Origin of the sequence: Streptomyces sp. NPDC093149, from assembly GCF_044754145.1 — a bacterium.
In the GTDB taxonomy this organism is placed as follows: Bacteria; Actinomycetota; Actinomycetes; order Streptomycetales; family Streptomycetaceae; genus Streptomyces.
The window spans coordinates 534,639-559,949 of record NZ_JBIVON010000001.1 but is presented as its reverse complement, the minus strand read 5'-3'; the positions used below and the strand labels follow the sequence as shown (position 1 = coordinate 559,949).

Sequence of the window (25,311 nt, the reverse complement as noted above, 5' to 3'; positions counted from 1 at the left end):
CGACGTAAACGCTTGTACTACATATGGAAGCGAAAGGGGCGCGCACGGTGGCTAGGGGCAGCTCGGGAATCGTGGCCGGGCTCACCGCGGCGGCTCTCGCCGTGGTCGGTTTCCTGGCCTACCAGGCATCGGCGAACGCCCCCGATTCCGTCGCCGTGCCCAAGCCGAAGGTCTCCAGCAGCGCCCCTGCCGCCGGCCATGACAAGCCGAAGGAGAAGAAGAAGCCGCCGGCCGCGCTCCCGGCCGTCTCCGGTACCGGCAAGCGCGTCGTGTACGCCCTCAAGGACCGTCAGGTGTGGCTCGTCGACGCGTCCGGCACGGTGAGCAGGACCTTCGAGGTCATGCCGAGCGCGCTGAACCCGCGGCCCGGGACGTACCAGGTGGGTGCGCCGCGCCAGGGGCCGCCCACCAAGGGCTCGGACGGCGTGATGATCGAGCACGTGGTGCGGTTCGCGATGGTGGACGGCGTGTCCGTCGGATTCAGTGCGGCGGTGGACGGCTCGATGGAGAGCCCGGATCCGTCACTGAAGACGGGCGGCGTGCGGATGTCCCGGGCCGACGGGGACGCGATGTGGGGATTCGCGACCGTACGCACGCCGGTGGTCGTCGTCCCGTAACCCGCGGGTTCAGCCGGCCCGGCGTCCCTGGGCGGATTCGACCGGTTGCGCGTCGGGGTCCGTTTCCGCGTCCGCGTCCGCGTCTGTTTCCGCGTCCGTTTCCGCGTCTGTTTCCGCGTCCGTTTCCGCGTCGTCCGCGGGAAGGGCGGTGTCCTGGTCCGCGGACGGCGCGGGCGGGGTCGAGACCGCCGTGGCCGCGGCGCAGGCCGACAGCAGGTCTCTCATCGATGGCGGCGGCACTTCACGGTCGGCGGACGTCGTCATGGATGCCTCCTGAGGCTCCGGCGGAAGGCATGGTTAGGCAGGCCTAACCCGCTCTCACCATCCATGTGACCACGCCCGCCCCGCCCGGCGCAACAATGTGCCGACACACTGTCGGAAAGCGCGTCCCGCGCTCAGACCTCGCCCAGCCCCGCCCAGCGGGCCCCGATCCCGACCAGCGTGACCTCGCGCCGTTCGTCGTCCGTGTCACCGACCGCGCGGTGGATCACCACCTGCAGCCGGTCGTCCGAAAGCTCCTCGACCTTGCCGTCGCCCCACTCCACGACCACCACCGACTCCGGCAGCGACACGTCGAGGTCCAGGTCCTCCATCTCGTCGAGCCCGCCGCCCAGGCGGTACGCGTCGACGTGGACCAGCGCGGGACCGCCGGTCAGCGACGGATGGACACGGGCGATCACGAAGGTGGGCGAGGTCACGGCGCCACGCACCCCGAGGCCCTCGCCGAGCCCCCGGGTCAGCGTCGTCTTCCCTGCGCCGAGCTCACCGGTGAGCATCACGAGGTCGCCGGGGCGCAGGACAGCGGCGATCCGGCGGCCGAGGGCCTGCATCTGTTCGGGGGATTCGACGGCCAGACGCACGGTGACGGTGCCCGGCGCGGCGCCTTCGTCTGGCTCAGCCGTCAGGCTGTTGTGCGGTGCTTCCATGCCCGCCAACGTTAGCCGCTGCCGGCACCGCTCCGACGCGTACCAGCAGGTCCGCCAGCCGGTCCGTCACCGTCTCCGGGTGTTCCAGCATCACCAGATGACCGGCGTCCGGGACGATGACCAGCTCCGCCTCCGGGAGCTGGTCCGCGATGGCCTCGCTGTGCGAGCTGGGCGTCACCAGGTCCTTGTCGCCCGCCAGGATCAGCACCGGGAGGTCACGGAAGGCGGGCAGGACGTGGCTCTTGTCGTGTTCGGTGAAGGCCGGGTAGAACTCGGCGACCACATCGATCGGGGTGGACTCGATGAGCCGCTCGGCGAACCGTTCGACCGCCGGGTCCACGTCCCGCGAGCCGAACGAGTAGCGCTTGATCAGACCGGCGAAGAGATCGGCGGTCGCCCGCCGGCCCCGCTCCACCAGTTCGGCCTGGGAGCCGAGCGCCCTGAGCACCCCCGGCAGCACCCTTCGCACCGCGTTCACACCCGCGATCGGCAGCCCGAAACTGACCTCGCCCAGCTTCCCGCTCGATGTGCCGACGAAGGCCACGGCGGCGACCCGGTCCCGGATGAGCTGGGGGTACTGCTCGGCGAGCGCCATCATCGTCATGCCGCCCATCGAGTGCCCGACCAGCACCAGCCGCCCTTCCGGGGCGGCCGCGTCGATGACCGCCTTCAGATCCCGGCCGAGCTGGTCGATGCCGACCGTCACCCCGTCCGCCTGCGCCCGGCCCCGCTCGGAGCGGCCGTGGCTGCGCTGGTCCCAGTGGACGGTACGGACCAGACCGCGCAGCGCCGCCCGCTGGAAGTGCCAGGAGTCCTGGTTGAGGCAGTAGCCGTGGCTGAAGACCACGGTGACGGGCGCGGGCGCCTTGCGGCCGAAGAGCCGGCGGCGGCGCGTACCGGCCCCGGTGGCGGTTGCGCTCTCGCCGCCCGGACCGGTCCCCGCACCGCCGTCCGGTTCGACCTCGTCGATCTCGTAGTACAGCTCGGTGCCGTCGTCGGCCGCGGCCCGGCCGGGCAGTCCGCGCAGCGAGCCGTACGGCCCCGAGGCGTCGAGCGCCAGCCTGGCCCTCCTGCGCATGCCCCGGCCCACGGTCAGCCGCTCGACCGCGACGCCCGCGGCGGCTCCGGCCGCGATCACACCTATGGCGGCCCCGGCGAACCCCGCCCGGCGCCAGCCGACCGCCGTAGCGGCGTCCGTCACCGCGTCCCCCGCGCTGATCTCGCTCACCGTGCCGCGCTCCTCGTCGGTCGTATCCGTCAGGTCAGGGCTGGTCTGTTCCAGTCGTGCTCAGATCGTGCCTGGTCAGGGGAGCTTGATCGGTCAGGACTCGGCCGGGGTGCCATGCAGATGGACGCGCGGCACACGGGTGCCGATCCGGGTGACGATCTCGTACGCGATCGTGTCGGCGGCCTGCGCCCAGTCCTCGGCGCTCGGCTCTCCCCGGTCCCCGGGGCCGAAGAGCACCGCCTCGCTGCCCACCTCGATCTCGTCCCCGCCGAGGTCGACGACGAACTGGTCCATGGCCACCCGGCCCGCGATCCGCCGCCACACGCCACCGACCAGGACGGGCGCGCGGCCGGAGGCATGGCGCGGGATGCCGTCCGCGTAGCCGACCGGCACCAGGCCCAGGGTCGTCTCGGCGGAGGTGGTGTAGTGGTGCCCGTAGCTGATCCCGTGACCGGCCGGCACCTGCTTGACCAGGGCGATCGACGCGACGAGCGTCATGACGGGACGCAGTCCGAAGTCGGCCGGGGTGCCGAGCTCGGGGCTGGGCGAGATGCCGTACATCGCGATCCCGGTCCGTACCAGATCGAAGTGCGCCTCGGGGATCGTCAGCGTCGCCGGGGAATTGGCCATGTGGCGCACCTCGGGGTCGACGCCCTCCTTCTCCGCGTACGCGACCATGTCCCGGAACACGTTCAGCTGCGCGGCGATGGAGGGGTGGCCCGGCTCGTCGGCGCAGGCGAAGTGGGACCAGAGGCCGGTGATCCTGACCGTGCCCGCGTCCTCGGCGGCGCGGGCGGCGGCGACGAGCTCGGGCCAGTCGGCGGGCTGGCAGCCGTTGCGTCCGAGGCCGGTGTCGGCCTTGAGCTGGACACGGGCCGGGACGCCGGCCTCCGTGGCCGCGGCGACGACCTCGCGCAGGGCCCACATCCCGCTCACCGACACGTCGATGTCGGCCTCGATCGCCTCGCGCCAGGGACCGCCCGGTGTCCACAGCCAGCACATCACCCGGCCGCCGAGCCCGGCGGCCCGCAGCGCGAGCGCCTCCTGCGGGGTCGCGGTGCCCAGCCAGGTCGCCCCGGCCTCCAGCGCGGCGCGGGCGCAGGGCACCGCGCCGTGGCTGTACGCGTCGGATTTGACGACGGCCATGAGTTGCGCACCGGCCGCACGCGCGCGCAGTTCACGCACATTGGCGCGCAATGCGGCGAGGTCGATCTCGGCACGGGCTCTCAAAGACACTGTCTCGTTCATCGCGCCCAGTCTCTCAGAGGCGTACGGCGGGCCCTGCGGGCGGCGGGTCGGGCAGGGGCCGTCACCAGGGGCGTCCGCTGTGCCGCGGGGCGCCATCTCAGCGCCGGCGCAGCTCGTGCTCCAGATGGTCGACGAGGACCGGGACATGGCTGTGCGGTACGTCCTTGACCGCCGTGACGAGGGTGACCGGGCCGCCCTCACGGACCAGATCCACCAACTCGTCGACGGCCGCCGTGTGGACGGGGTCGGCCAGTTCGGCGCGGTAGCGGTCGGTGAACTCGTCGAAGCGGGTGCCGGTGCGGTCCTCGTGGTACCAGGCGCGGAGCTCGTTCGACGGGGTGACGTCCTTGAGCCACCTGTCGATCCCGGCCCGGTCCTTGGCCACGCCGCGCGGCCAGAGCCGGTCGACGAGGACACGGGTGCCGTCGCCGTCCTCCTGCGGGTCGTACACCCGGCGTACGCGCACGTCGGTACCGCTGCCCTTGCTGGTGCCCACGATCGGCCTCCTGTCGGCGTCCGCCCGCCGTCGCCCCCTGCCGCCGGCGCTGTCTGCGGCCAGGATCACTCAGGCCCGTACGTCCCGCCATGCCGCCGGGATCGCCTCGGCGACGTCCTGCGCGGCGACGGGGGCGCCGTCCGCGGCGTGGCGGGCGGCCAGGCCGTGCAGATACGCGCCGACCGACGCGGCGTCGCGCGGGGCGAGGCCCGCCGCCAGCAGGGAGCCCGTCAGGCCGGAGAGGACGTCGCCGCTGCCGGCCGTGGCCAGCCAGGAGGTGCCGGTCGCGTTGACCCGTACGGGGGTGTGCGCGGTGTCGGTGGCGACCAGGGTCGTCGACCCCTTGAGCAGGACCGTGGCGCGGTGGCGGGCGGCCAGTTCCCGTACGGCGGCGAGCCGCCCCGCCTCGACCTCCCCGCGCGGGACACCGAGCAGGGCCGCCGCCTCACCGGCGTGCGGGGTGAGGACGGTCGGCGCGGTGCGCGCGCGTACGGCGGCGGCGTCGAGCAGCCGCAGCCCGTCCGCGTCGACGAGCACCGGGACATCCGCCTCCAGCACGTCACGGACCGCCTCGACGGCCTCCGCGCCGTCACCGAGCCCCGGCCCGACGACCCATGCCTGCACCCGTCCCGCCTTCGACGGCGGGCCCTCGTGGACCAGCGTCTCCGGATGGCGGGCGATCACCGCGTCCGCGCCCGGACCGACGTACCGCACCGCCCCCGCACCGCCCCGCAGCGCCCCCGAGACGGCCAGCACCGCCGCCCCCGGGTACCGCGCCGACCCGGCGACGATGCCCACGACGCCCCGCCGGTACTTGTCGCTCTCGCTCGCGGGCGCCGGCAGGAGCGCGGCGACGTCCGCGTACTGCAGCGCCTCCAGGTCGGGTACGTCCGGCAGCTCCGGCCCGAGCCCGATGTCGACCAGGTGCAGCGCGCCCGCCAGGCCGGCGGCCGGGTCGACGAGCAGCCCCGGCTTGTACGTGCCGAAGGTGACGGTGGCGTCGGCCCGCACCGCCTCACCGAGCACCTCGCCGGAGCCGGCCTCGACCCCGCTGGGCAGGTCGACGGCGACGAAGGCCGCGCCGGTCGCCTCGAAGGCCCGCACCAGCGCGGCGGCGTCCGGGCGCAGTCCGCCCCGCCCGCCGATGCCGGTGATCCCGTCCACGACGAGATCGATGTGCCCGCCCCAGGCGCTCGTCGCCGCGTCGCCCTCCGCCACGCGCCCGCCCGCCGCCAGCAGCGCCGCGAGCCCGCCCTCGTGGGCGCGGCCGGGTGAGGTGAGCACGGCGCGCACGCCCGCGCCGCGGCGGGCCAGCCGGGCGCCCGCGTACAGCGCGTCGCCCCCGTTGTCGCCGCTGCCGACGAGCAGGACGACCCGGGCCCCGTACACCCGTCCGCGCCGGCGCAGCACATCGCCGCAGGCCGCCGCGAGGCCCGCCGCGGCGCGTTGCATCAGGGCGCCCTCGGGGAGCCGGTCCATCAGGGCGCGCTCGGCGGCCCGTACGGTCTGAACGCTGTACGCGGTACGCATGTGCTCAACCCTCCGCGATCACCACGGCCGACGCCACCCCCGCGTCATGGCTGAGCGACACGTGCCAGTTCCGTACCCCCAGTTCGGCCGCGCGCGCGGCGACGGTGCCGCTGACCCGCAGCCGGGGCTGTCCGCTGTCCTCGACGTACACCTCGGCGTCCGTCCACAGCAGACCGCCCGGCGCGCCAAGTGCCTTCGCGAGAGCCTCCTTGGCGGCGAACCGCACGGCGAGCGAGGCGATACCGCGCCGCTCGCCGCTGGGCAGCAGCAGCTCGCTCTCCACGAAGAGCCGGTCGGCCAGGTGCGGCGTACGCTCCATCGCCGCGTCGAACCGTTCGATCTCGGCCACATCGATCCCGACCCCGATGATCACGCATGTTCCTTCACTGCTCGCTACTCCACGGTCACGGACTTCGCCAGATTGCGCGGCTGGTCCACGTCGTTGCCGCGGGCCGTCGCCAGCTCGCAGGCGAAGACCTGCAGCGGCACGGCCGACACCAGCGGCTGAAGCAGCGTAGGCGTAACGGGAATCCTGATGAGGTGGTCGGCGTACGGCACGACCGCCTCGTCGCCCTCCTCGGCGATGACGACGGTGCGGGCGCCGCGGGCCCGGATCTCCTGGATGTTCGAGACGATCTTGTCGTGCAGCACCGAGCGGCCGCGCGGCGAGGGCACGATCACGACCACGGGGAGATCGTCCTCGATGAGCGCGATCGGCCCGTGCTTGAGCTCGCCCGCGGCGAACCCCTCGGCGTGCATGTACGCGAGTTCCTTGAGCTTCAACGCGCCTTCCAGGGCCACGGGATAGCCGACATGGCGGCCCAGGAAGAGCACGGTGTCGTGGTCCGCGAGGGAACGGGCCAGCGCGCGAACGGGCTCCATGGTCTCCAGGACCCGTTCGACCGCCCCGGAGATCTCGGAGAGCTGGCGGATGACGGTCCGGATCTCGTCGCCCCATTTCGTGCCGCGGAGCTGGCCGAGGTACAGGGCGACGAGGTAGCAGGCGACGAGTTGGGTGAGGAAGGCCTTGGTGGAGGCGACGGCGACCTCGGGCCCGGCGTGCGTGTAGAGCACGGCGTCGGACTCCCTCGGGATGGTGGAGCCGTTCGTGTTGCAGATGGCCAGGACCTTCGCGCCCTGTTCGCGGGCGTGCCGCAGGGCCATCAGGGTGTCCATGGTCTCGCCGGACTGGGAGATCGCGACGACGAGGGTGCGCTGGTCGAGGATCGGGTCGCGGTAGCGGAACTCGCTGGCCAGCTCGGTCTCGCAGGGAATACGGGTCCAGTGCTCGATGGCGTACTTGGCGATCATCCCGGCGTGGAACGCGGTGCCGCAGGCGACGATCACGACCTTGTCGACCTCGCGGAGCTCGCGGGGGGTGATCCGTACCTCGTCGAGGTGGAGCCTGCCCGCGCCGTCGATCCGTCCGAGGAGGGTGTCGGCGACCGCCTTGGGCTGTTCGGCGATCTCCTTGAGCATGAAGTAGTCGTGGCCGCCCTTCTCGGCGGCGGAGACGTCCCAGTCCACGTGGTATTCGCGGACGTCGGCGGGCCGCCCGTCGAAGTCGGTGACGGTGACGCCTTCCCGCCGCAGCTCCACCACCTGGTCCTGTCCCAGCTCGATCGCGGAGCGGGTGTGCGCGATGAACGCGGCCACGTCGGAGGCCAGGAACGACTCGCCCTCCCCCACCCCGACCACGAGCGGCGAGTTGCGCCGGGCCCCGACCACCGCGTCGGGCGCGTCCGCGTGCACGGCCACCAGGGTGAAGGCGCCCTCCAGGCGCCGGCACACCTGGCGCATCGCCTCCGCCAGGTCGGCACAGGACGAGAACGCCTCGGCGAGGAGATGGGCGACGACCTCGGTGTCGGTCTCGGAGGCCAGATCGTGGCCGCGCTCGGCGAGTTCGGCGCGCAGCACGGCGAAGTTCTCGATGATCCCGTTGTGCACGACGGCGACGCGGCCGGCGTTGTCGAGGTGCGGGTGGGCGTTGGCATCGGTGGGGGCGCCGTGGGTGGCCCAGCGGGTGTGGCCGATGCCGGTGGTTCCGGCCGGGAGCGGCGCCTCGGCCAGCGACTTCTCCAGATTGACGAGCTTGCCCGCCTTCTTCGCGGCGGCCAGACCGCCGTCCGCGAGGACGGAGATGCCCGCCGAGTCGTAGCCCCGGTATTCGAGGCGCTTCAGGCCCGCGACGACAACGTCCTGCGCCGACTGCCCACCGACGTATCCGACGATTCCGCACATACCGTTCCCTTCCTGATCGCCCTCCCCCTCTCCTTCGCATCGTCGCAGAAGGTGAACGGAGCGGCAGAAATCAAGACGGAACGACAAAAAGCAGAGCGCGCCCCGGACGCACTCGGGTGATGCGACGACGCGGCGAGGCGCCGTGCCGGGCGTCACGAGCCGGTGAACCTCCCCGGTCACAGCCCTCGGAGCCTGTCGGGTGGCCTCCGGCCGGGCGGCCGTGCCCTGGCCACGCACGCCTCCCGCGTCGTCGTCGGTCGCCGACGCTCCTTCCCCGGGCTCTCAGCCGAGTTCGAGCAGGGGAGACCCCATCCGACTCCCTCCTCCGCCTCGCAATCGCACGCACCGGGCCGCGCCCGTCATCCGGTCCGAGGCCACCCGACAGGCTCTCAGGCCAGCAGCAGCGGCATGTCCCAGTCCGAGGGCACGCCCCCGGCGGAGTACGCGTCCAGGGCCAGGGCCAGGCCCGCCGCCCCGTCGAGGTATCCGGAGACGTCCGTCCCGAACGGCACCTTCGTCATGGTGAAGCGGTACCCGAAGGGCAGCTCCGGGTCGAAGGCGTCGACCAGCGGGGCCGCGATCCGGTCCCGGACCTCCTCGATCCGGGCGTCGGCGAAGTGCTCGTTGAGCCGCCCGAGCTGGTGCAGGGCACCCGCCCAGCCGTGGCACAGCGCGTTGTCGTCGATGTCCCACCGGTCCGGGGTCAGCGTCAGCAGCCGCTCCACGGACGCCTTCGCCGTGCCGGTCCAGTCCGCGCGGTCCAGTGCCAGCCCGGCCAGTTGCAGCGCCCGGGAGACCGCGGGGGCGCCGTAGCACCAGGCGGGCCGTCCGGCGGGGGTGGTGAAGGCGTCGGGTCCGGCCAGCCACTCGTCGAGACTCAGGTACGGGGGCCAGTACAGCCCGTGCTCGTCGTGCACCGCCCACCGGGTGAGCAGCGCGACGCACGCCTCGATGGCCTCCCGCTGGTCCGGCACGCGGACCCCCTGGCGCCAGGCGAGCGAGAGCAGGGCGAGCGGCCCGGCGACACCGTGCGAGAGCCCGAGGTTGAGGTGGCCGTCGGGCAGTTGGTCCTCCGCGCCGATCCGGGGCGCGTCCAGGGCCCACCACCGCGGCACCTCGTGGCCGCGGTGTTCCACCTCCCCCCGCGCGAGGCGGGTCAGATAGGTGAGGGTGGTCTCCAGTTCCTCGCCGCAGGTCTCGGCGCGGGCCAGCAGGTAGCGGCCCACCCCCGTCATCCCGCGCACCACCTCGTAGTGCCCGATGGTGGGCAGCGGGGAGTTCTCCGGGACGGCGGGCAGCGCGGTGCGGACCAGGTCCCGCTGGTAGCCGTCGAGCCGCTGGAGCGCGGAGACGTAGCCGCCCGTGGCGCGATGGGCGAGCAGGACGGCGAAGGCCAGGGCCCCGGGCCCCTTGAAGATGCCGCTCGGGGTGGTGTCGCCGAGGGCGGCGGCCGAGGTGGCGGCGGCGAGGTACCCGTGCGCGCGGGCGGTGCGGTCGGTACCGGGACGGGCGGCGCCGCTGAAGGCGATGGCCAGGCCGGGGCTGCCGCTGCCCAGGGTCATCTCGGCCCAGATGGCCTCGGTCTCGCCGGTGTCGTTGGCCTCGGCCGGGATCCGGGTCGCGGCCATGGTGGCGGCGGGGTCGGCCAGCCGGTCGAGGATCCGCTCCGAGACCTGCCCGGCGCGCTCGCGCAGTTCGGTTCGGTCGAGGGTGGTCATCGGGCGCTCCTGACGGCTGCGGCGGTGGACCGGGCCGCGTGTTCGCGGCGGGCGATGCGGGTGCGGGCGGCTCCGCGCAGGACCGCGTAGGCACGGGCCTCCGCCGCCTGGTCGATGCCGAACAGCCGGTTGTGCCGCATGTGCAGCAGCGACAGCACGGCCTCGTCGCGGTCGGCCTCCGAGGCGGCCAGCACCAGCTTTCCGTAGGCCGCCGGTTCGGGGGCGTCGGCCCACAGCTCCGCGAGCGCGGGGACACGGAGTTCGGCCGCGGCGCGGCGGGCGGTGTCGCCGGGGAGGTCTCCGGGCCCGATCAGCCGGTCGGCCAGGGCGCGATGGCGCTGGTAGACCTCGTGGTCGGGGCCCTTGGTGAACATGTGGACCGCCCAGGCGCACCAGTCCCAGTCGCCGAGCGCGTCCAGCAGCACCGCGTGCCCGGCGGCCGCGAGGACGTCGTCGGGCACGGCCGCCGCCCCGGCGCGGCGCGCCCGGAGCTGGACCAGCGCGGACTGGCTGTCCGTCAGGAAGAGTCCTTCGACGGCCTCCTGCGCCGAGGGTCCGAGGTAGCGGTCGGTCTCGGGGCGGTACGCGTCCAGCGTCATCCCGCGTACCGCGCCGCTGTCGGTCAGCCGCCGCACATGCCGGGCGACGACGGGCAGGACCCGGCCGTTCAGCGTGGCCGGATCGCCGTGGAGACGCAGCCGCAGATGCGGGTCGGGGTCGCGGTAGCGGAGGAAGAACCAGCGGTCGATGTCCGCGCCGATGTCGGCCAGCAGCACGGGGAGATGTTCGGCGAGCAGGGTGTCGTGGGCGGCCTGCTCGGCGTACAGCTTGACGGTCAGCCAGTCCTCGCCGGGCAGGTGGAACGCCGTGGGCGCGTACCGGAGCGCGGACTTGGCGAGCGCCGGTGCGTCCTCCTGCGGCCGGCCGGCCGCCGGGGTGCGCGGGGCGCGGACGAGCGGGACGACGATCTCGGTGCTGTACCCGGAGTTCCAGCCGAGCCCGGCACCGTCCGCGGTGAGGTCCTCGTACAGCTGGAACCGGGGTTCCTCGGCGGTCAGTTCGGCGCGCAGCAGCCCCTGGTCCCACGGTTCGCGCAGATCGATCGGGAACATCTGGTCGTTGCGGGCGATCTGGATCCGGTCGGGCACCCGGCCCCGGCGGCGCCAGTCGCGCAGCCCCTCCTCCCACACGGCCGTGCTCCCCGAGCGTGCCGCGTCCATCAGGCGGCGCCCGGCGAGCCAGCGGCGCGGCGCGGTCAGCACGCGGCCGTAGCGGACGCGCGGGAGATACGGGAGGACGTCGAGCCCCGCCCAGTCCCAGCCGGACCAGACCCGGGGCCGGGCGGCGGCGAGATCGGAGAGGAAGCGGGCGACGGGCGGGGCCTGCGCGTCGAGGGCCAGCATGTGCGGGAAGACGGGGACGACCTGACGGCCGGTCGGACCGTGCAGCAGTCGCAGTCCGTCCTCGCCCGCGGCGACCAGGAGGGTCCGCCAGTCCAGGCAGTGCGGGTCGCCGCGGTCGTCCGCGACGCCGACCGGTATGCGGTACGGCAGCAGCGGCGGCACCTGCACGATGTTCAGCGAGCGCGGGTCGGTCGGCATGATGTCGACCTGGGCGACGAGCACGTCCTCGTCGCCGGGCCCGGGAGCGGGGCCCGCGGCCAGCTCGGCGAGTTCGTCGGTGAGTCCGGCGAGGGTGGCGAAGCGGCCCGCGGTCGCGCCGGCCGTCCACGAGCCGATGTGCGGACTGCCCAGGAGCAGGAACTCGCCCCGGTCGATGGCCTCCTGGCTGTCGGCGAGGATCTGGAAGCAGAGTTCCAGGGTGCGCGGCGCGCGGCCCTCCGGGGTGTGTCCGACGGCCTTGGCCAGACGTGCCACGTCCGCGTCGGTGAGTTCGATGTCGCCGCCGTCGAGGACGGCCTGCTGGAGGAGCTCGGCGATCGCGGCGCGGCGGGGACGGTCGGCGTCCTCGCCGGGGCCGGTGCGGGGGTGGGCCGGCGCGGAGGAGCCGTACTCGGGCGGCAGGCCGAGGCCGCGGTGCGGGTCCACCAGGTCGGCGAGCGGGACGGCGGAGGCGGTGCCGTACCGCTCGATGAACCGGTCGCGGTAGTCCCGCATGTGCGCGAGCGTGGTCCACTCGGGGGTCATCGCCCAGATCGCGGCGGCGTAGCGGCGCACCTCCTCGCCGATCGCCTCCGGCAGCACGATGTCGGCGGGCATCCGCAGGTCCACATGGACGGGCGGCCGTCGGCCGCTGTCCGCGTCGTCTCCGTCCAGGGCGCGGACGGCGGCGAGCAGCGCCCGCCAGGAGTCCTGTCCCCGGCCGGGCGGGTCCGCCTCGTGGGCGCCGGCGGCGGCGCGGACGGCCCGCAGTCCTTCGGCGGCGCCCGGCACGGCCCCGTCGACGGCGGCCTCGACGCGGTCGAGGAGGGTGGCGTCGATGCGGTGCGGGGTGAGGGAGGTGAGCAGGAGGCCGTGCTGGACGAGACCGGCGAGGAGACCGTCGATGCGGCCCGGCTCGACGGACGGGAAGCGGGCGCTCAGGTCGTCGACGAGTGCCGCGTACGGGACGGGCCGCGCGGCGGCCTCGCGGACCACGGCGACCAGCGCGTTGTCCCGGACCGAGATCTCGCGCTCGCCGGTGTGCAGGGTGAGCCGGCCGTCCCGTCGGACGCACAGATCGTTGAGGACGACGTCGGTCCGGCGGCGGACCTCGGGGACGGCGAGCCAGTCGAGCACCCGGCGGTGCAGCCAGAGGCCGTCGAGCCGGACCGACACCGCGCCGGGGCCGGTGAGCGCGGCCTTGGCGGCGGGGCCGAAGGCGGCCCGGCCGACGCCCGCGAACAGGCCGAAGGGGGTGGGCCGGCCACCGGCGCGGCGTGCGTACCGGGTGAGGGTCCTGGCCGCGCTGAGGGTGCGTTTCCGGCCGAGGGCGGCGGCACCCTCGGCGGTGGCGAGACGCTGGAGGCTGAGCGAGAGACTTCCGCTGGCGACCTCGACGGCCTGGCGGAGCAGCGGATCACCGGCCAGGCGGCGGAGCCCCGGCACGGGGTCGTCGGCGTCGATACGGGCCTCGGCGCGGTCGCGCGGCGCACTCGCCATCCGCACGAGCACCGGCTCGCGGACCTCGAAGAGATCCAGGTCCAGGTCCGTTTCCAGGTCTGGTCGCACGTCGGCAGCCCCCCATGGTGCGGCGGTACGGGAAAGCGATGTGGTGGTACGGCGAGGCGGAGCGGGCCGGGCCCGCTCCGCCTCGCCTCACTTCAGTCGGTCCCGCGTCGGCCGATGCCGACGCATGTGCCGCGTCAGCAGCAGATCGGACAACGGGTGCCGATCGCGTAGCTGCTCGGCGAGGAGTACGTACCGGCGCCGAACTCCTGGGTCTCGTCGGACACCTCCGAGATGCGGAGGTCGAGGTCCAGGTCGGCGGAGACGTCGTTGGCGAGAATCATTTCGGTGCGCATGTGTACCCCCAAAGGGTCAGTGAAGCGAACAAATGATTGGAATACCTGAGTGCCTGTTCGGCTCTCTCGTGCTCACTTTTCACTGCGGCACCACTGATCGGGGAGCCCGTTTTCAGCCAACCGGAAGAACGACGAAACGGCCCCGTCCAGGCGACAAGAACGGGGCAGTACGGGCCCTCGTGCGCTCGGAACGACGGAATCCGCCCCCGTGAACAGAAGCTTCTCCTGCCGCCCGCGCCACGCGATCTACGCCCCGAGCGGACTTCGGCGCCCGAAATCACTGCGTGGCAGGGTCCCACCCGTCAGCATCCGGCCGCTCCGCACGGCTCGCCGCATATTCGGCGTGATGTGACCCTTGCCGCCGCCACGCTTCACTGCATATCGACAGAACTCGAAAAGATTGCCGATGGATTCGGCGAACCTGCCGCGCACCCGGACATCCGGTGATTCAGCGCGTGAGGACATCCGGTGGTTCAGCGCTTGAGGACATTCGGTGGTTCAGCGCTTGAGGAACTCCAGGAGGTCCCCGTTGAACTTCTCCTTGTCACCGGGGACGAGGGCGAGGCCGTGGGAGCCTCCCTCATAGACCTTGAGGGTCGCGCCCTGGATGAGCCGGGCGGACTTGCGGCCCGTGGCGTCGATGGGAACGATCTGGTCGTCGTCGCCGTGCACGACGAGCGTGGGGATGTCGAACTTCTTCAGGTCCTCATGGAAGTCCGTGGCCGCGAAGGCGTCGACGCACGCGACGCCTCCCTCGATGGTCTCGGCCATGCCCATGTGCCAGAAGGCGTCCTTGTTGCCCTGGGTGGCCCTGCTGCCGTCGCGGTCGGCGCTGAAGAAGCCCACCGCCGCGTCCTTCCAGAACTGCGAGCGCTCGGTGAGGATGCCCCGTTTGATGTCGTCGAAGACGGACTGCGGCACGCCCTCGGGGTTGTCGGGGCCCTGGAGCATCAGCGGAGTGATCGCCGAGAGCAGCACCGCGGACCTGATCCGGCCGGTTCCGTGCCGGCCGATGTAGCGGGCGAGTTCGCCGCCGCCCATCGAGTGCGCGACCAGGGTGACGTCCCGCAGGTCCAGTTGGGTGACCAGGTCGTCGAGGTCGTCGGCGAAGGTGTCGAAGTCGTAGCCGTCCCAGACCGGGGTGGAGCGGCCGTGACCACGCCGGTCGTGGGCGATGCCGCGGAACCCGTTGTCCGCGACCACCTTGAGCTGGTCCTGCCAGGCGTCCCCGTTCAGGGGCCAGCCGTGGATGAAGACGACGGGGCGGCCTCGGCCCCAGTCCTTGTAGAAGATGTCGACACCGTCGCGTGTGATCACCGTGGGCATGCGTGCTGTCCTCTCGGGTGTGCTGTGGGCCCCCGTTCCAGGGTGCGGGCGGACACCGGGGCCGCAATCCGAACCGCGGTCCTGCAGCGGCCGCTCGGCGGGAACGGGCGTCCGCGCCACAACCTTCAGACGCCCACGACAGCGAACTCATGAACCGGGATCCAAAGCCGTCGGGCTCGCCGGTGACCGGCGGGAGGCCGGCGCTCCTGGGGTCGATTCCACAGGGGCAGCGTCTGGCGAGGAGCTATAAAGTAGGAACCCCGCATACTTTGAGCCGCTCCTACTTCATGGGACTCCTACTTCAAGGAGATGCTGATGGCCTTCACCGGACGCAGTCGCGAGTTGCGCATCCTCGAATCCTGGCTGGACAAAGTCAGGGCGGCTTCGGGCGGCAGCGCGGGGCAGGCTCTGGTGATCAAGGGCCGGCGACGGATCGGCAAGACTCGGCTGGTGCAGGAGTTCTGCGCCAGGTCGGCATTGCCGTACGTGTTCTTCCAGGCGACCCGCGGCCAGCCCGCACCACTGGCTCGGCGGGCGCTCTTCGACGCGGTCGCCGGGGGGCACGGCATGAGGGAATACGGGGCAGCCCTGGGACAGGCAGCCGCTCCTGAGGACTGGGTCCGGACGCTCACCGCGGTGGCTGCGGCGCTACCCGCGGACGAGCCGGTCGTTCTCGTGCTGGACGAGGTCCCCTGGCTGGCCGAGGCCGACGCCGGATTCGACGCGGCGCTCAAAACCGCCTGGGACATGCACTTGTCCGCGAAGCCCGTGCTCTTGCTGATCCTCGGCTCCGATCTCGCGATGATGGACCGGCTGACGTCGTACGAGCATCCCTTCTACGGGCGTGCGGGCCAGTACACCGTGGGGCCGCTCAACCCTGCGGACGTACAGGACTCCACCGCGCTCGATGCCGCGGACGCGCTGGACGCGTACCTGGTCACCGGAGGCTTCCCCGAGGTCGTGACCGACTGGCGGACCGGTGAGTCGGTGGCCGACTATCTGACACGCCAGGTGGAGAACCCTTCGTCGGTGCTGCTGACGACGGGGGAACGTTCCCTCGCGGCCGAGTTCCCCGCGCGTCTGCAGGCCGGCCGAGTGTTGCGGGCGATCGGTTCCGGCGAGCGGACGTTCTCGGGCATCGCCGCAAGCACCGGAGGCGCCGACGGACATCCGCTGGCGCACGGCACTCTCGCCCCGATACTGGCCGAACTCACCGATTCGAAGAAGATCGTGGCCGCGGACCTTCCGCTGTCCACCCGGCCCGCCCCGAAGCTCAAGCGCTACCGGATCGCCGACACCTACCTGCGCTTCTGGCTGGCACATCTGGAAAACGCCGTCGCGCAGGCGGAGAGAGGCAGAGGGGACGTGTCGGCCGCCCGGATCCAGCGGTCGTGGCCGTCCTGGCGAGGCCGTGCGGTGGAGCCGGTGATCAGGGAGGCACTGGCCCGCGCAGTGCCCGGCGGCCTGTTCCCCGAGGCGACCGAGGTGGGCGGCTGGTGGAACCGCCGGAACAACCCGGAGATCGACCTCGTCGGCGCGGACGCGCAGCCCGTGGCACGTCGTGTCTTCTTCGTCGGATCAGTGAAGTGGCGTAACGAGACACCCTTCGGTGCACGGGATCTGACGGAACTGGCATCGGCGGCGCAACAGGTGCCGGGCGCGGAGGGCGCGGCCCTGATCGCAGTCAGCCGAAGGCCGCCGACGGGTGCGGTAGCGGAGGAGCTGGCCGCGCACTGGGGTCCCGAAGACGTGCTGGCGGCGTGGCGGTGACAGCGGCGGCAGTCAAGTCGCCGGCACCGTGACCGCCCCGCCCCCAGGACGACCGGGAACGGGGTGGGCGTTGGTCGGCGCGGCAGTCAGCTGCCGGAGGCGTACGTGACGAACTCCGCCCAGGCTCGCGGCGCGAAGCCGAGGTGCGGGCCGGGGACGTTCTTGGAGTCGCGTACGTGGATCGTGCTTGCGGTCTCCGCGACCTCGACACATGCGGGGCCGTCGTTGGTGCTGTAGCTGCTCTTGAACCAGGTCAGTTCGGTGTCCATACGTCTCCCCGGTGGGTCAGCTTCCCGACGCGTACGTCACGAAGTCTTCCCACGCCGAGGGCGTGAAACCGAGTTGGGGGCCGCCCGGCAGGTTCTTGGAGTCGCGTACGTGGATCCTGCTCGCGGTCCCCGCCACCTCGACGCAGTCTGGGCCGTCATTGCTGCTGTAACTGCTCTTGAACCACGTCAGCCCGGAAATGCTTCCTACCGAGGGCTTGGCACTCATGTCTCTCCCAGCAGTTTCTCGATGAAGGCCCTTGAGAGCCGAGGCGTCAGCGCCTGGGCTCGGACCAGGCCGTACCGCATCTCAAGGATCTGGACTTCCTTGGGATCGGTGATCAGTCGACTGGTGAGCTGAACCTCGTTGTGCCCCACAGCCGTTCCGTCACTCAGCTTAAGCACTCGATGCGAGCCGGCGAGTCCCGCATGCTCCTCCGTATCCGTCGGCATGACCTGGATCGCGACATGCCTCAACGTGCTCAGTTCCAGCAGGTGTTCGAGCTGCCTCCGCAACACCATCTTGCCCCCGATCGGCCGTCTCAGCGATGCCTCTTCCTGGACGAATGTCAGCAGCGGAGCAGGGCGTCGTTCGAAGACCGATTGGCGGGCCATGCGCGCAGCGACCAAGCGATCCACCTGATCCTCGACGTACGCCGGGCGTCGCTCCTTGTACAGGGCGCGCGCGTACTCTTCGGTCTGGAGCAGGCCGTGCACGACCTCGCTGGTGTAAGCGCCCATCTCGACCGCATTCGCCTCCAGCTTCGCCAAGTCACGGACCTTCTTCGGGTATCGCGCCTCCGCCACGTCCTGCTTCATCGCGGCGATCTTGCCGCCCGCGCCCAGGGCCTTGTCCGCCTTGTCCAGGAACTCCGGCTTGGGAATGCGTTTCCCGGCTTCCACCTTGTAGACCTGGTTCTCCCCGTAGCCGATCGCAGCGCCCAGGTCCGCCGCACGCAGGCCGGCCGCCTCACGCCACAACCGGATCTGCCGGCCGACCGCCGCGATCACCGCGCCCGAGTCGTCCTCGACGTCGAACTCCCAGTCAGGGCCGTCCGCAGTGTTGTCTCCGTTGCCCCGGTTGTCCTCGTCCGCCATACGACACCCGCCTCCACCCGTGCCCGCACCGTTTCGCGTTGGACGCCGTACCGGATGGACAGACCCGTACAACCACTGGACAGTCACTGTCCGTACGCACGTCATTGCTGTTCAGAGTAGGCATCTGCAGCCACGCTGAGTGACGTGAACCACGAAATCACCCAACCGCGTGCCCGCAGCGGACAGTTCGCCGTGCAGCTCTCCGCCACCCGCCGGGGTGCCCGACTCGCCAGGCTCCTCGCGACCGAGCAACTCCGGTCCTGGGGACTGCCGCCGGACGACGCCGGGCATGTCATCGCCGAGTTGGCGTCCAACGCCGCGCTGCACGGGTACGTGCCGGGGCGGGACTTCTGCATCATGCTGACCGTCACCGGGGACACGCTCCGTATCGAGGTCGCCGACGCTCGCGGGGACATGCTGCCCCGCCTCCCGGAGCGGAACTGCGAATCCGAGGTGGGGCGCGGGCTGTTGCTCGTCGAGGCGATCGCCATCCGGTGGGGCGTGCAGGTCGGCCCCTTCCCGCGCAAGACCGTCTGGGCGGAGGTAGCCCTCACCGGATCGTGACAGTCGCGACCCGGTGGGCCACGTCCCGGTGAACCGCGACCTGGCGGGCCCCGACATAAAAGGCTTTCAAGGCTTTGGAGAGAAAGAACCCTCCCAACCCAACCCCAACTCCTACCCCGGCTTCACGCAGGAGCACACCCGAGGCCCCGTCACCCACACGGGTGAGATCACCAACTCGACTGGCTTTCCGCCCGGTTGGCAGGCATATGCTCGCCCTCGCAACCCCAGACATGCGTCGGCCCCCGGCCGGGACTCGGAATCCCGATCGAGGGCCTGACCAGCGAGGAAGAGAAAAGCTTCCCGATGGATACCCAGCAGGTTAGCGCGCCCTCGCGCACCCCGTCCCCCGTTTCCGGGGACACCACGCCGCCATCCGGTGTCATGCACATCAACTCCCGCCACACCAGCCGCTTCACCGTGGTCGGCAACCACCTCGCCCAGCACCGCGAGCTCTCCCTCCTCGCGATCGGCCTCGCCACCCACATCCAGTCGCTGCCCACCGGGGCGGGGGTCGGGATCAAAACCCTCACCGAGCGCTTCCCGGAAAGCGAAGCCCGCATCGCCGCCGCATTGCGCGAACTGGAAGCCCACGGCTACCTCAAACGCACCCGCGAACGCCTCCCCGACGGCCGCGTCATCACCCGCACCTGCTCCTACAACCAGCCGGGCTCCAGCAAGGCCCGCCCCGTCCCCGTGCCCAGACGACGCCCCAAGCCCATCCACCCGGCTCCGGATCCGGCTCCGGTATCCGCAGCCCTCGTACCCCCGCGACCCGAGCAGCCACCCCACGTCCCCGCCCCCACCGCGCCCAAGCCCCCACCCCCACCGCTCCCCCAACCCGACACCCCCCTCCCCCAACGCCACCAAGCCGCCCTCGCCCTCCTCACCGACCTCCACCGCAGCACCCCCCAACTCACCCTGGCAGAACGGGACATCCACACCCTCGCCCCCGCCGTCGCCACCTGGTTCGAACGCGGCTCCACACCCACCGCCCTCCGCCACGCACTCACCACCAACCTCCCCCACCCCCTCAAGCACCCCGCCAAACTCCTCCGCCACCGCCTCACCCACCTCCTCCCGCCGCCGACCACCCCCACCTACCAGCCCACCCCGCTCCAGAACTGCAACCACTGCGACCGCGCCTTCCGCTCCCCCACCCCCGGAAACTGCCGCGACTGCGAGAGCAGGCTGTCGCTCCTGGAATAGCCACGGGCCAGTTGGCGTGGACGGCGACACCCTGGGCCGGGGTCGGCTGCAGCGGCGGCGGCACGCCTTCCTCCCCCCGTCGCACCGGACCCGGGCACCGCGTCACGTGCGAACCTTTCCGTGCCCTGCGGGGAACAAGAGGTGACACGCTCACCCACCGAGTCCACAGGAGCCGATGTGACCGGACCGCCGGCCAGCCCCGACGACGCCGAGCTCGTCGCGCAGTCGCTGGAGCAGCCCGAGATCTTCGCCGAGCTCTACGACCGCCACGCGCCCGACATCCACCGCTATGCCGTCCGCCGCCTCGGGGAGGGCGCGGCGGACGACATCACGGCGGAGACCTTCCTCATCGCGTTCCGCTCCCGGCGCCGTTACGACCGCGCGCGCCGCGGCGCCCGCCCCTGGCTGTACGGCATCGCCGCGAATCTCATCGGCAAGCAGCGGCGCAGTGAGGAGAGGGGGCTGCGGGCTCTGGCCCGTACCGGGCAGGACCCGGTGGCCGCTTCCTGGAGCGACCGCTGCGACGACCGGATCTCCGCGCAGGGGCCGCTGGCCGGGGCACTCGCCGCGCTGTCTCCCGGGGACCGCCATGTGCTGCTGCTCGTCGCGTGGGCCGACCTCGGATACCAGGAGGTCGCCGAGGCGCTCGGCATCCCTCTCGGCACCGTACGGTCGCGACTCAATCGCGCCCGCCGCAAGGTACGTGAAGCGCTCAGCCTGGATCCCTCGTTCACGCCCGACGCCATGGAGCTGACCCCGTCATGGACGAAATGACCACGCTGCGCGAGCTGCGCGCCGACGCACCCGTTCCGGACCGTTCCGCACTCGCCCCGGGCCGGCGACGGCTCACGGAGACCATCGCCTCGGGCCGCCGTGCCCGCCGGCTGAAGGCAGACTGGCGGGTCGCCGCGTTCGGCGCGGCAGCGGCGATCACCGTGGCGGCCGTGCTCGGCACCCAGCTCGTCGACGCCGCCGCCCCCGACCGCTCCGGACCCGCCTCGACGACCGGCACCCTGCGGCTGGACAGCCCCGCCGAGGTGCTGAACCGGGCCGCCGACGCACTGGAGAAGCAGCGGGCCGCCCCGGAACCGCGCGACGACCAGTGGATCTACACGAAGACGGCGACGGCCCAGCTGGACAACCTGCCCGAGGGCAGCTTCTCGCACGACTCCGACAACTGGGTCCCGTACGACAACTCCGCCGCGGCCAGGAACGGGAAGGACGACGACTACCGCACGTCCCTCCAGGTCTACCGCGCCGCCAACGAACTGCCCGACGATCCGGCCCGTCTCCTGGCGAAGGTCCGTTCGTTCTATCCGACGGGCCACCCCCCCGAGAGCCTGCCCGAGCCCGAGGCCGTGCACAGCTTCCGCGCGATGGGGCTGTTCATCCAGGCCTACCCGATCGCGCCCCGCGCCCTGGCCCGCGTCTACCGGGCGCTGGCCACCGTCCCCGGGGTGCGCGTCACCGACCACCTGGTGAAGGACGCGGCCGGGCGCGAGGTCATCGCCATCACCCGGGAGGAGGACGGCACGCACCAGCAACGCGAGATCCTCATCGACCCGACCACCTTCGGTTACGCCGGACTGCGGTTCGTGGTCACCGAGGACTACACGTTCCAGCTCAAACTGCCGCCGGAGAAATTCAAGGCCGGTCAGATCACGCTGAGCGAAGCCCGGGTCGAGGCCGCCGTCGTCGACGCCGAGGGTGAGAAGCCCTGACACGACCGGGAGCTCGAACCCGGGAGCCGGGCGCCGAGCCCGGGAGCCGAGCACGGACGTGGGAGCGCGTCCGGGAACCGGGTCCGGTGTCCGCCACAGGGGTGCGGACACCGGGCCCCGCCTCCTGCCCGCCGTACCCCACGTGACCGAGCCCACCCCCCGCTCCGTTCGAACTCCCGCAACAATGAACATGTGATCACTTCGCCGCCACGAAGCACCCACCGCCGTGCCGAGCATGCGGCGACGCCGTACGTCGATCTGTCGCGCGCCGAATGGAGCGCCCTGCGCGACAAGACGCCGTTGCCGCTGACCGCCGACGAGGTGGAGCAGCTGCGCGGGCTCGGGGACGTGATCGACCTCGACGAGGTCCGGGACGTCTACCTGCCGCTCTCCCGGCTCCTCAACCTCTATGTCCAGGCCACCTCGGGCCTGCGCGGCGCCCTGAACACCTTCCTCGGGGACGCGGGCAACGGCCACGGGGCGCAGCGCGGCACCCCGTTCGTCATAGGGGTCGCGGGCAGTGTCGCGGTCGGCAAGTCCACCAGTGCCCGTATCCTCCAGGCGCTGCTGGCCCGCTGGCCCGAACATCCCCGGGTGGAACTCGTCACCACGGACGGCTTCCTGCTGCCGATGAACGAGCTGAAGGCGCGCGGGCTGATGTCGCGCAAGGGGTTCCCCGAGTCGTACGACCGCCGGGCGCTGACGCGTTTCGTCGCCGACATCAAGGCCGGCAAGGACGAGGTGACGGCGCCCGTCTACTCGCATCTGATCTACGACATCGTGCCGGGTGAGCGGCTCACCGTGCGCCGCCCCGACATCCTGATCGTCGAGGGGCTGAACGTGCTCCAGCCCGCGCTGCCCGGCAAGGACGGGCGGACCAGGGTGGGGCTGGCCGACTACTTCGACTTCAGCGTGTACGTGGACGCACGGACCGAGGACATCGAGGCCTGGTATCTCAACCGGTTCCGGAAGCTGCGCGAGACGGCGTTCCAGAACCCGTTCTCGTACTTCCGCAAGTACACCCAGGTCTCCGAGGAGGAGGCCATGGAGTACGCGGCGACGATGTGGCGGACCATCAACAAGCCCAACCTGGTGGAGAATGTCGCGCCCACCCGGGGCCGTGCCACCCTGGTACTGCGCAAGGGTCCGGACCACAAGGTCCAGCGGCTGTCCCTGCGCAAGCTCTGAGAGCCCGACAGGCTCCGAGACGTCGAACCCCTCCAGGAGTGTCCGCGTGCTGCACCTGCGCCTGATCGTCCCCGCCGACCGTACGGACGAGGTGGTGCACCTGGTGGAGACCACCGTCGGGACGACGCATCTCGTGGTGATGTCCGGGGTCGCCCGGAACCCGGCGGGCGACGTGGTGCTGTGCGACGTGGCCCGTGAGGCGGGCGACGTGCTGATCTCCGCACTGCGCGGCCTCGGTATCGACAAGTCGGGGTCGATCACCGTCGAAAACATGGACCTGACACTCTCCGCGCACGCCGACGAGGCGGAGGCGGCGGCGCCGGGCGAGGGCGCGGACGCGGTGCTGTGGGAGGAGCTGACGGAGGCGACCCATGAGGAGTCGACCTTCAGCGTCACCTACGTGTCGTTCCTCGCGGTCGCGACGATGCTGGCGGCCTGCGGTGTGATGCTCGACAACGCGATCCTGATCGTGGGCGCCATGGCGGTCGGCCCGGAGTTCGGGCCGCTGGCCGGGATCTCCACGGCTCTGGTGCAGCGCGCCCCGCGGCTGGTGTGGCGGTCGTTGGTGGCGCTGATCGGCGGCTTCGCCGTCGCGATGATACTGACCGCCGGGTTCGCCTGGCTGATGGACGCCTTCGGGCTGTTCACCCGCGCGATGGTCGAGGCGGACCGTCCCAATACCTCGTTCATCTGGAAGCCGGACCCGCTGTCGTTCGTGGTGGCGTTCCTGGCCGGGATCGCCGGAACGCTCTCGCTCACCTCGGCGAAGTCCGGGGCGCTGATCGGGGTCGCGATCTCCGTGACGACGGTGCCGGCGGCGGCCAACGCGGCGGTGGCGTTCAGCTACACCGACTACGGCCAGATGTGGGGCTCGGCGGCCCAGCTGCTGGCGAACCTCGGCGGAATCGTGGTCGCGGGGACACTGACGCTGCTGCTCCAGAAGGCCCTGTGGGCGGCACACCGCCGCCGGACGGGCTATGTGACGAACGCATCGGGCGAGTAGCGCGGACGACCCGGTCGGCACCGGCGGGCCCGGTCGGCGAACGGACGGGAGTCCCGCCGCCGGATCAGGGCCGGACGGGGCGCACCGGCCTCGGCCGTGCTCCACCGGAGAGGCCCCCAGGGGCTTTCGCTCGGATCCTGCCGGGCTCACCCGGAGCCCGGCAGGACCGAAACGAGAGGCCCTAACCGAGCGCGGACTTCACCACGTCGGCCAGCCGCCCGGCGACCGCGCGTGCCTGTTCGATGTCGGCCGCCTCGACCATGACCCGTACCAGCGGCTCCGTACCCGACTGGCGCAGCAGTACGCGCCCGGTGGAGCCCAGCTCGCGCTCGGCCTCGGCGACCGCCGCGGCCAGCTCCGGAGAGGTGTCCACCCGGGACTTGTCGACATCGGGGACGTTGATCAGCAGCTGCGGCAGGCGCTGCATGACCCCGGCCAGCTCCGCGAGCGTACGGCCGGTCGCGGCGACGCGGGCCGCCAGCAGCAGACCGGTCAGCGTGCCGTCGCCGGTCGTGGCGTGATCCAGGACGATGACATGGCCGGACTGCTCGCCGCCCAGCGCGTAGCCCTCGGCCTTCATCGACTCCAGTACGTAACGGTCGCCGACGGCGGTCTGGACGAGCCGGATGCCCTCCCGCTCCATCGCGATCTTGAAGCCGAGGTTGGACATGACCGTGCCGACCACGGTGTCCTTGCGCAGGTGCCCGGCCTCACGCATGGCGAGGGCGAGCACGGCCAGGATCTGGTCTCCGTCGACCTCCTCGCCCGTGGCGTCCACGGCGAGGCAGCGGTCGGCGTCGCCGTCGTGTGCGATGCCGAGGTCGGCGCCGTGCTCGACGACGGCGGCCTTCAGGAGGTCCAGGTGCGTGGAGCCGCAGCCGTCGTTGATATTCAGACCGTCCGGTTCGGCACCGATCGTGACGACCTCGGCACCCGCTCGCGTGAACGCCTCGGGCGAGACCCGGGCGGCGGCGCCGTGCGCCTCGTCGAGGACGACCTTCAGACCGTCGAGCCGGTTCGGCAGGACGGCGACGAGGTGGGCGACGTAGCGGTCGAAGCCCTCGGCGTAGTCGGTGACCCGGCCCACCCCGGCGCCCGTCGGACGCGTCCAGGGCTCACCGGTGCGGTGCTGCTCGTAGACCGTCTCGATCCGGTCCTCCAGCTCGTCGGCGAGCTTGTGGCCGCCGCGGGCGAAGAATTTGACACCGTTGTCCGGCATGGCGTTGTGGCTGGCGGAGAGCATCACTCCGAGGTCGGCGCCCAGCGCGCCGGTGAGGTGCGCCACCGCGGGGGTGGGCAGCACACCGACCCGCAGGACGTCCACGCCCGCACTGGCCAGGCCTGCCACGACGGCGGCCTCCAGGAACTCTCCGGACGCACGTGGGTCACGCCCCACCACGGCTGTCGGCCGATGCCCCTCAAAGGTGCCCGCCTCGGCGAGCACATGCGCCGCAGCGACCGACAGGCCGAGCGCGAGCTCAGCCGTCAGGTCCGCGTTGGCGACACCGCGCACACCGTCCGTGCCGAAGAGTCGTCCCACTGGTGTCCTCCGAAGATGCTCCGAAACCGCAAACCAAACCAAAGCAACACAACGCGCCGCTGTGTATGCAGGCCTATGAACGTCTTATGCCGTTATACGCCCGAGCGTGCCGATAAACGAACGCCCCGGCAAGCACGAGGTGTGCCGCCGGGGCGAACGTGT

General features: G+C 71.9%; 24 protein-coding genes. 8 read left to right on the top strand and 16 right to left on the bottom strand.

Features of this window, described 5'->3' with window-relative positions; all coding sequences use genetic code 11:
• Positions 1-23: 23 nt before the first annotated feature.
• Positions 24-617: a hypothetical protein gene (locus ACIQCZ_RS02775; protein WP_402278979.1), complete on the top strand. Its 594-nt coding sequence runs from the start codon at positions 24-26 to the stop codon at positions 615-617.
• Positions 618-626: 9 nt separating this feature from the next.
• On the opposite strand, the gene ACIQCZ_RS02770 is transcribed toward ACIQCZ_RS02775, so the two are convergent.
• The 12 genes from ACIQCZ_RS02770 to ACIQCZ_RS02715 form a co-directional block, all read right to left on the bottom strand.
• Complete coding sequence (locus ACIQCZ_RS02770; RefSeq protein ID WP_402278977.1) at positions 627-881, bottom strand: hypothetical protein; 255 nt, start codon at positions 879-881, stop codon at positions 627-629.
• A gap of 131 nt (positions 882-1,012) precedes the next feature.
• Positions 1,013-1,543, bottom strand: a complete 531-nt coding sequence (gene tsaE / locus ACIQCZ_RS02765) for a tRNA (adenosine(37)-N6)-threonylcarbamoyltransferase complex ATPase subunit type 1 TsaE (protein WP_361441509.1) — start codon at positions 1,541-1,543, stop codon at positions 1,013-1,015.
• On the bottom strand, positions 1,512-2,771 hold the full coding sequence (locus tag ACIQCZ_RS02760; protein WP_402278975.1) for an alpha/beta fold hydrolase: 1,260 nt from the start codon (positions 2,769-2,771) through the stop codon (positions 1,512-1,514). Before ACIQCZ_RS02760 ends, tsaE begins: the two co-directional genes overlap by 32 nt.
• Before the next feature lie 93 nt (positions 2,772-2,864).
• A complete protein-coding gene (gene alr, locus ACIQCZ_RS02755; protein ID WP_402278973.1) occupies positions 2,865-4,019 on the bottom strand; it encodes an alanine racemase in 1,155 nt (384 codons plus the stop codon).
• 97 nt (positions 4,020-4,116) lie between these two features.
• Complete coding sequence (locus ACIQCZ_RS02750) at positions 4,117-4,515, bottom strand: DUF488 domain-containing protein (protein WP_402278971.1); 399 nt, start codon at positions 4,513-4,515, stop codon at positions 4,117-4,119.
• Positions 4,516-4,584: 69 nt separating this feature from the next.
• Entirely contained in the window at positions 4,585-6,045 is a 1,461-nt protein-coding gene (locus ACIQCZ_RS02745) for an NAD(P)H-hydrate dehydratase (protein ID WP_402278969.1), read from the bottom strand.
• Positions 6,046-6,049: 4 nt separating this feature from the next.
• A complete protein-coding gene (locus tag ACIQCZ_RS02740; protein WP_351077969.1) occupies positions 6,050-6,418 on the bottom strand; it encodes a holo-ACP synthase in 369 nt (122 codons plus the stop codon).
• 20 nt (positions 6,419-6,438) lie between these two features.
• Positions 6,439-8,286, bottom strand: coding sequence for a glutamine--fructose-6-phosphate transaminase (isomerizing) (gene glmS / locus ACIQCZ_RS02735; RefSeq protein WP_402278967.1), 1,848 nt, complete (start codon positions 8,284-8,286; stop codon positions 6,439-6,441).
• A 389-nt stretch (positions 8,287-8,675) separates the two neighbouring features.
• Positions 8,676-10,004 carry a lanthionine synthetase C family protein gene (locus ACIQCZ_RS02730; RefSeq protein ID WP_402278965.1) on the bottom strand — a complete coding sequence of 443 codons (1,329 nt, stop codon included), beginning with the start codon at positions 10,002-10,004 and terminating at the stop codon, positions 8,676-8,678.
• On the bottom strand, positions 10,001-13,174 hold the full coding sequence (locus ACIQCZ_RS02725) for a lantibiotic dehydratase (RefSeq protein ID WP_402278963.1): 3,174 nt from the start codon (positions 13,172-13,174) through the stop codon (positions 10,001-10,003). The genes ACIQCZ_RS02730 and ACIQCZ_RS02725 overlap by 4 nt, the downstream gene beginning before the upstream one ends.
• Before the next feature lie 134 nt (positions 13,175-13,308).
• On the bottom strand, positions 13,309-13,467 hold the full coding sequence (gene lanA, locus ACIQCZ_RS02720) for an SCO0268 family class II lanthipeptide (protein ID WP_376284049.1): 159 nt from the start codon (positions 13,465-13,467) through the stop codon (positions 13,309-13,311).
• Between the two features lie 498 nt (positions 13,468-13,965).
• Complete coding sequence (locus ACIQCZ_RS02715; protein ID WP_402278960.1) at positions 13,966-14,793, bottom strand: alpha/beta fold hydrolase; 828 nt, start codon at positions 14,791-14,793, stop codon at positions 13,966-13,968.
• A 315-nt stretch (positions 14,794-15,108) separates the two neighbouring features.
• Here ACIQCZ_RS02715 and ACIQCZ_RS02710 point away from each other — a divergent pair, with 315 nt between their 5' ends.
• Positions 15,109-16,563 (top strand): ATP-binding protein, encoded by a 1,455-nt coding sequence (locus ACIQCZ_RS02710; protein WP_402278958.1) that lies wholly within the window; start codon positions 15,109-15,111, stop codon positions 16,561-16,563.
• 86 nt (positions 16,564-16,649) lie between these two features.
• Here the strand turns inward: ACIQCZ_RS02710 and ACIQCZ_RS02705 are convergent, their stop codons facing one another.
• The 3 genes from ACIQCZ_RS02705 to ACIQCZ_RS02695 are packed head-to-tail and all read right to left on the bottom strand — an operon-like array spanning position 16,650 to position 17,927.
• Positions 16,650-16,832 carry a DUF397 domain-containing protein gene (locus tag ACIQCZ_RS02705; RefSeq protein WP_402278956.1) on the bottom strand — a complete coding sequence of 61 codons (183 nt, stop codon included), beginning with the start codon at positions 16,830-16,832 and terminating at the stop codon, positions 16,650-16,652.
• Between the two features lie 16 nt (positions 16,833-16,848).
• The gene (locus tag ACIQCZ_RS02700; RefSeq protein WP_402278954.1) at positions 16,849-17,058 is read right to left on the bottom strand and encodes a DUF397 domain-containing protein; all 210 of its coding nucleotides are present in this window, start codon (positions 17,056-17,058) and stop codon (positions 16,849-16,851) included.
• Positions 17,055-17,927, bottom strand: coding sequence for a helix-turn-helix domain-containing protein (locus tag ACIQCZ_RS02695; RefSeq protein WP_402278952.1), 873 nt, complete (start codon positions 17,925-17,927; stop codon positions 17,055-17,057). Before ACIQCZ_RS02695 ends, ACIQCZ_RS02700 begins: the two co-directional genes overlap by 4 nt.
• A gap of 144 nt (positions 17,928-18,071) precedes the next feature.
• Here ACIQCZ_RS02695 and ACIQCZ_RS02690 point away from each other — a divergent pair, with 144 nt between their 5' ends.
• The 6 genes from ACIQCZ_RS02690 (at position 18,072) to ACIQCZ_RS02665 (ending at position 23,609) form a co-directional block, all read left to right on the top strand.
• On the top strand, positions 18,072-18,491 hold the full coding sequence (locus ACIQCZ_RS02690) for an ATP-binding protein (protein ID WP_402278950.1): 420 nt from the start codon (positions 18,072-18,074) through the stop codon (positions 18,489-18,491).
• Between the two features lie 303 nt (positions 18,492-18,794).
• A complete protein-coding gene (locus ACIQCZ_RS02685; protein ID WP_402278948.1) occupies positions 18,795-19,697 on the top strand; it encodes a helix-turn-helix domain-containing protein in 903 nt (300 codons plus the stop codon).
• Positions 19,698-19,874: 177 nt separating this feature from the next.
• The gene (locus tag ACIQCZ_RS02680) at positions 19,875-20,471 is read left to right on the top strand and encodes an RNA polymerase sigma factor (RefSeq protein WP_402278946.1); all 597 of its coding nucleotides are present in this window, start codon (positions 19,875-19,877) and stop codon (positions 20,469-20,471) included.
• Positions 20,459-21,418 (top strand): CU044_5270 family protein, encoded by a 960-nt coding sequence (locus tag ACIQCZ_RS02675; protein WP_402278944.1) that lies wholly within the window; start codon positions 20,459-20,461, stop codon positions 21,416-21,418. The genes ACIQCZ_RS02680 and ACIQCZ_RS02675 overlap by 13 nt, the downstream gene beginning before the upstream one ends.
• Positions 21,419-21,610: 192 nt before the next feature.
• Positions 21,611-22,606, top strand: a complete 996-nt coding sequence (gene coaA, locus ACIQCZ_RS02670; RefSeq protein WP_351077997.1) for a type I pantothenate kinase — start codon at positions 21,611-21,613, stop codon at positions 22,604-22,606.
• A gap of 46 nt (positions 22,607-22,652) precedes the next feature.
• Positions 22,653-23,609: a DUF389 domain-containing protein gene (locus ACIQCZ_RS02665; protein ID WP_402278942.1), complete on the top strand. Its 957-nt coding sequence runs from the start codon at positions 22,653-22,655 to the stop codon at positions 23,607-23,609.
• Between the two features lie 181 nt (positions 23,610-23,790).
• Here the strand turns inward: ACIQCZ_RS02665 and glmM are convergent, their stop codons facing one another.
• The gene (glmM, locus tag ACIQCZ_RS02660) at positions 23,791-25,149 is read right to left on the bottom strand and encodes a phosphoglucosamine mutase (protein WP_402278940.1); all 1,359 of its coding nucleotides are present in this window, start codon (positions 25,147-25,149) and stop codon (positions 23,791-23,793) included.
• Between the last annotated feature and the right edge of the window lie 162 nt (positions 25,150-25,311).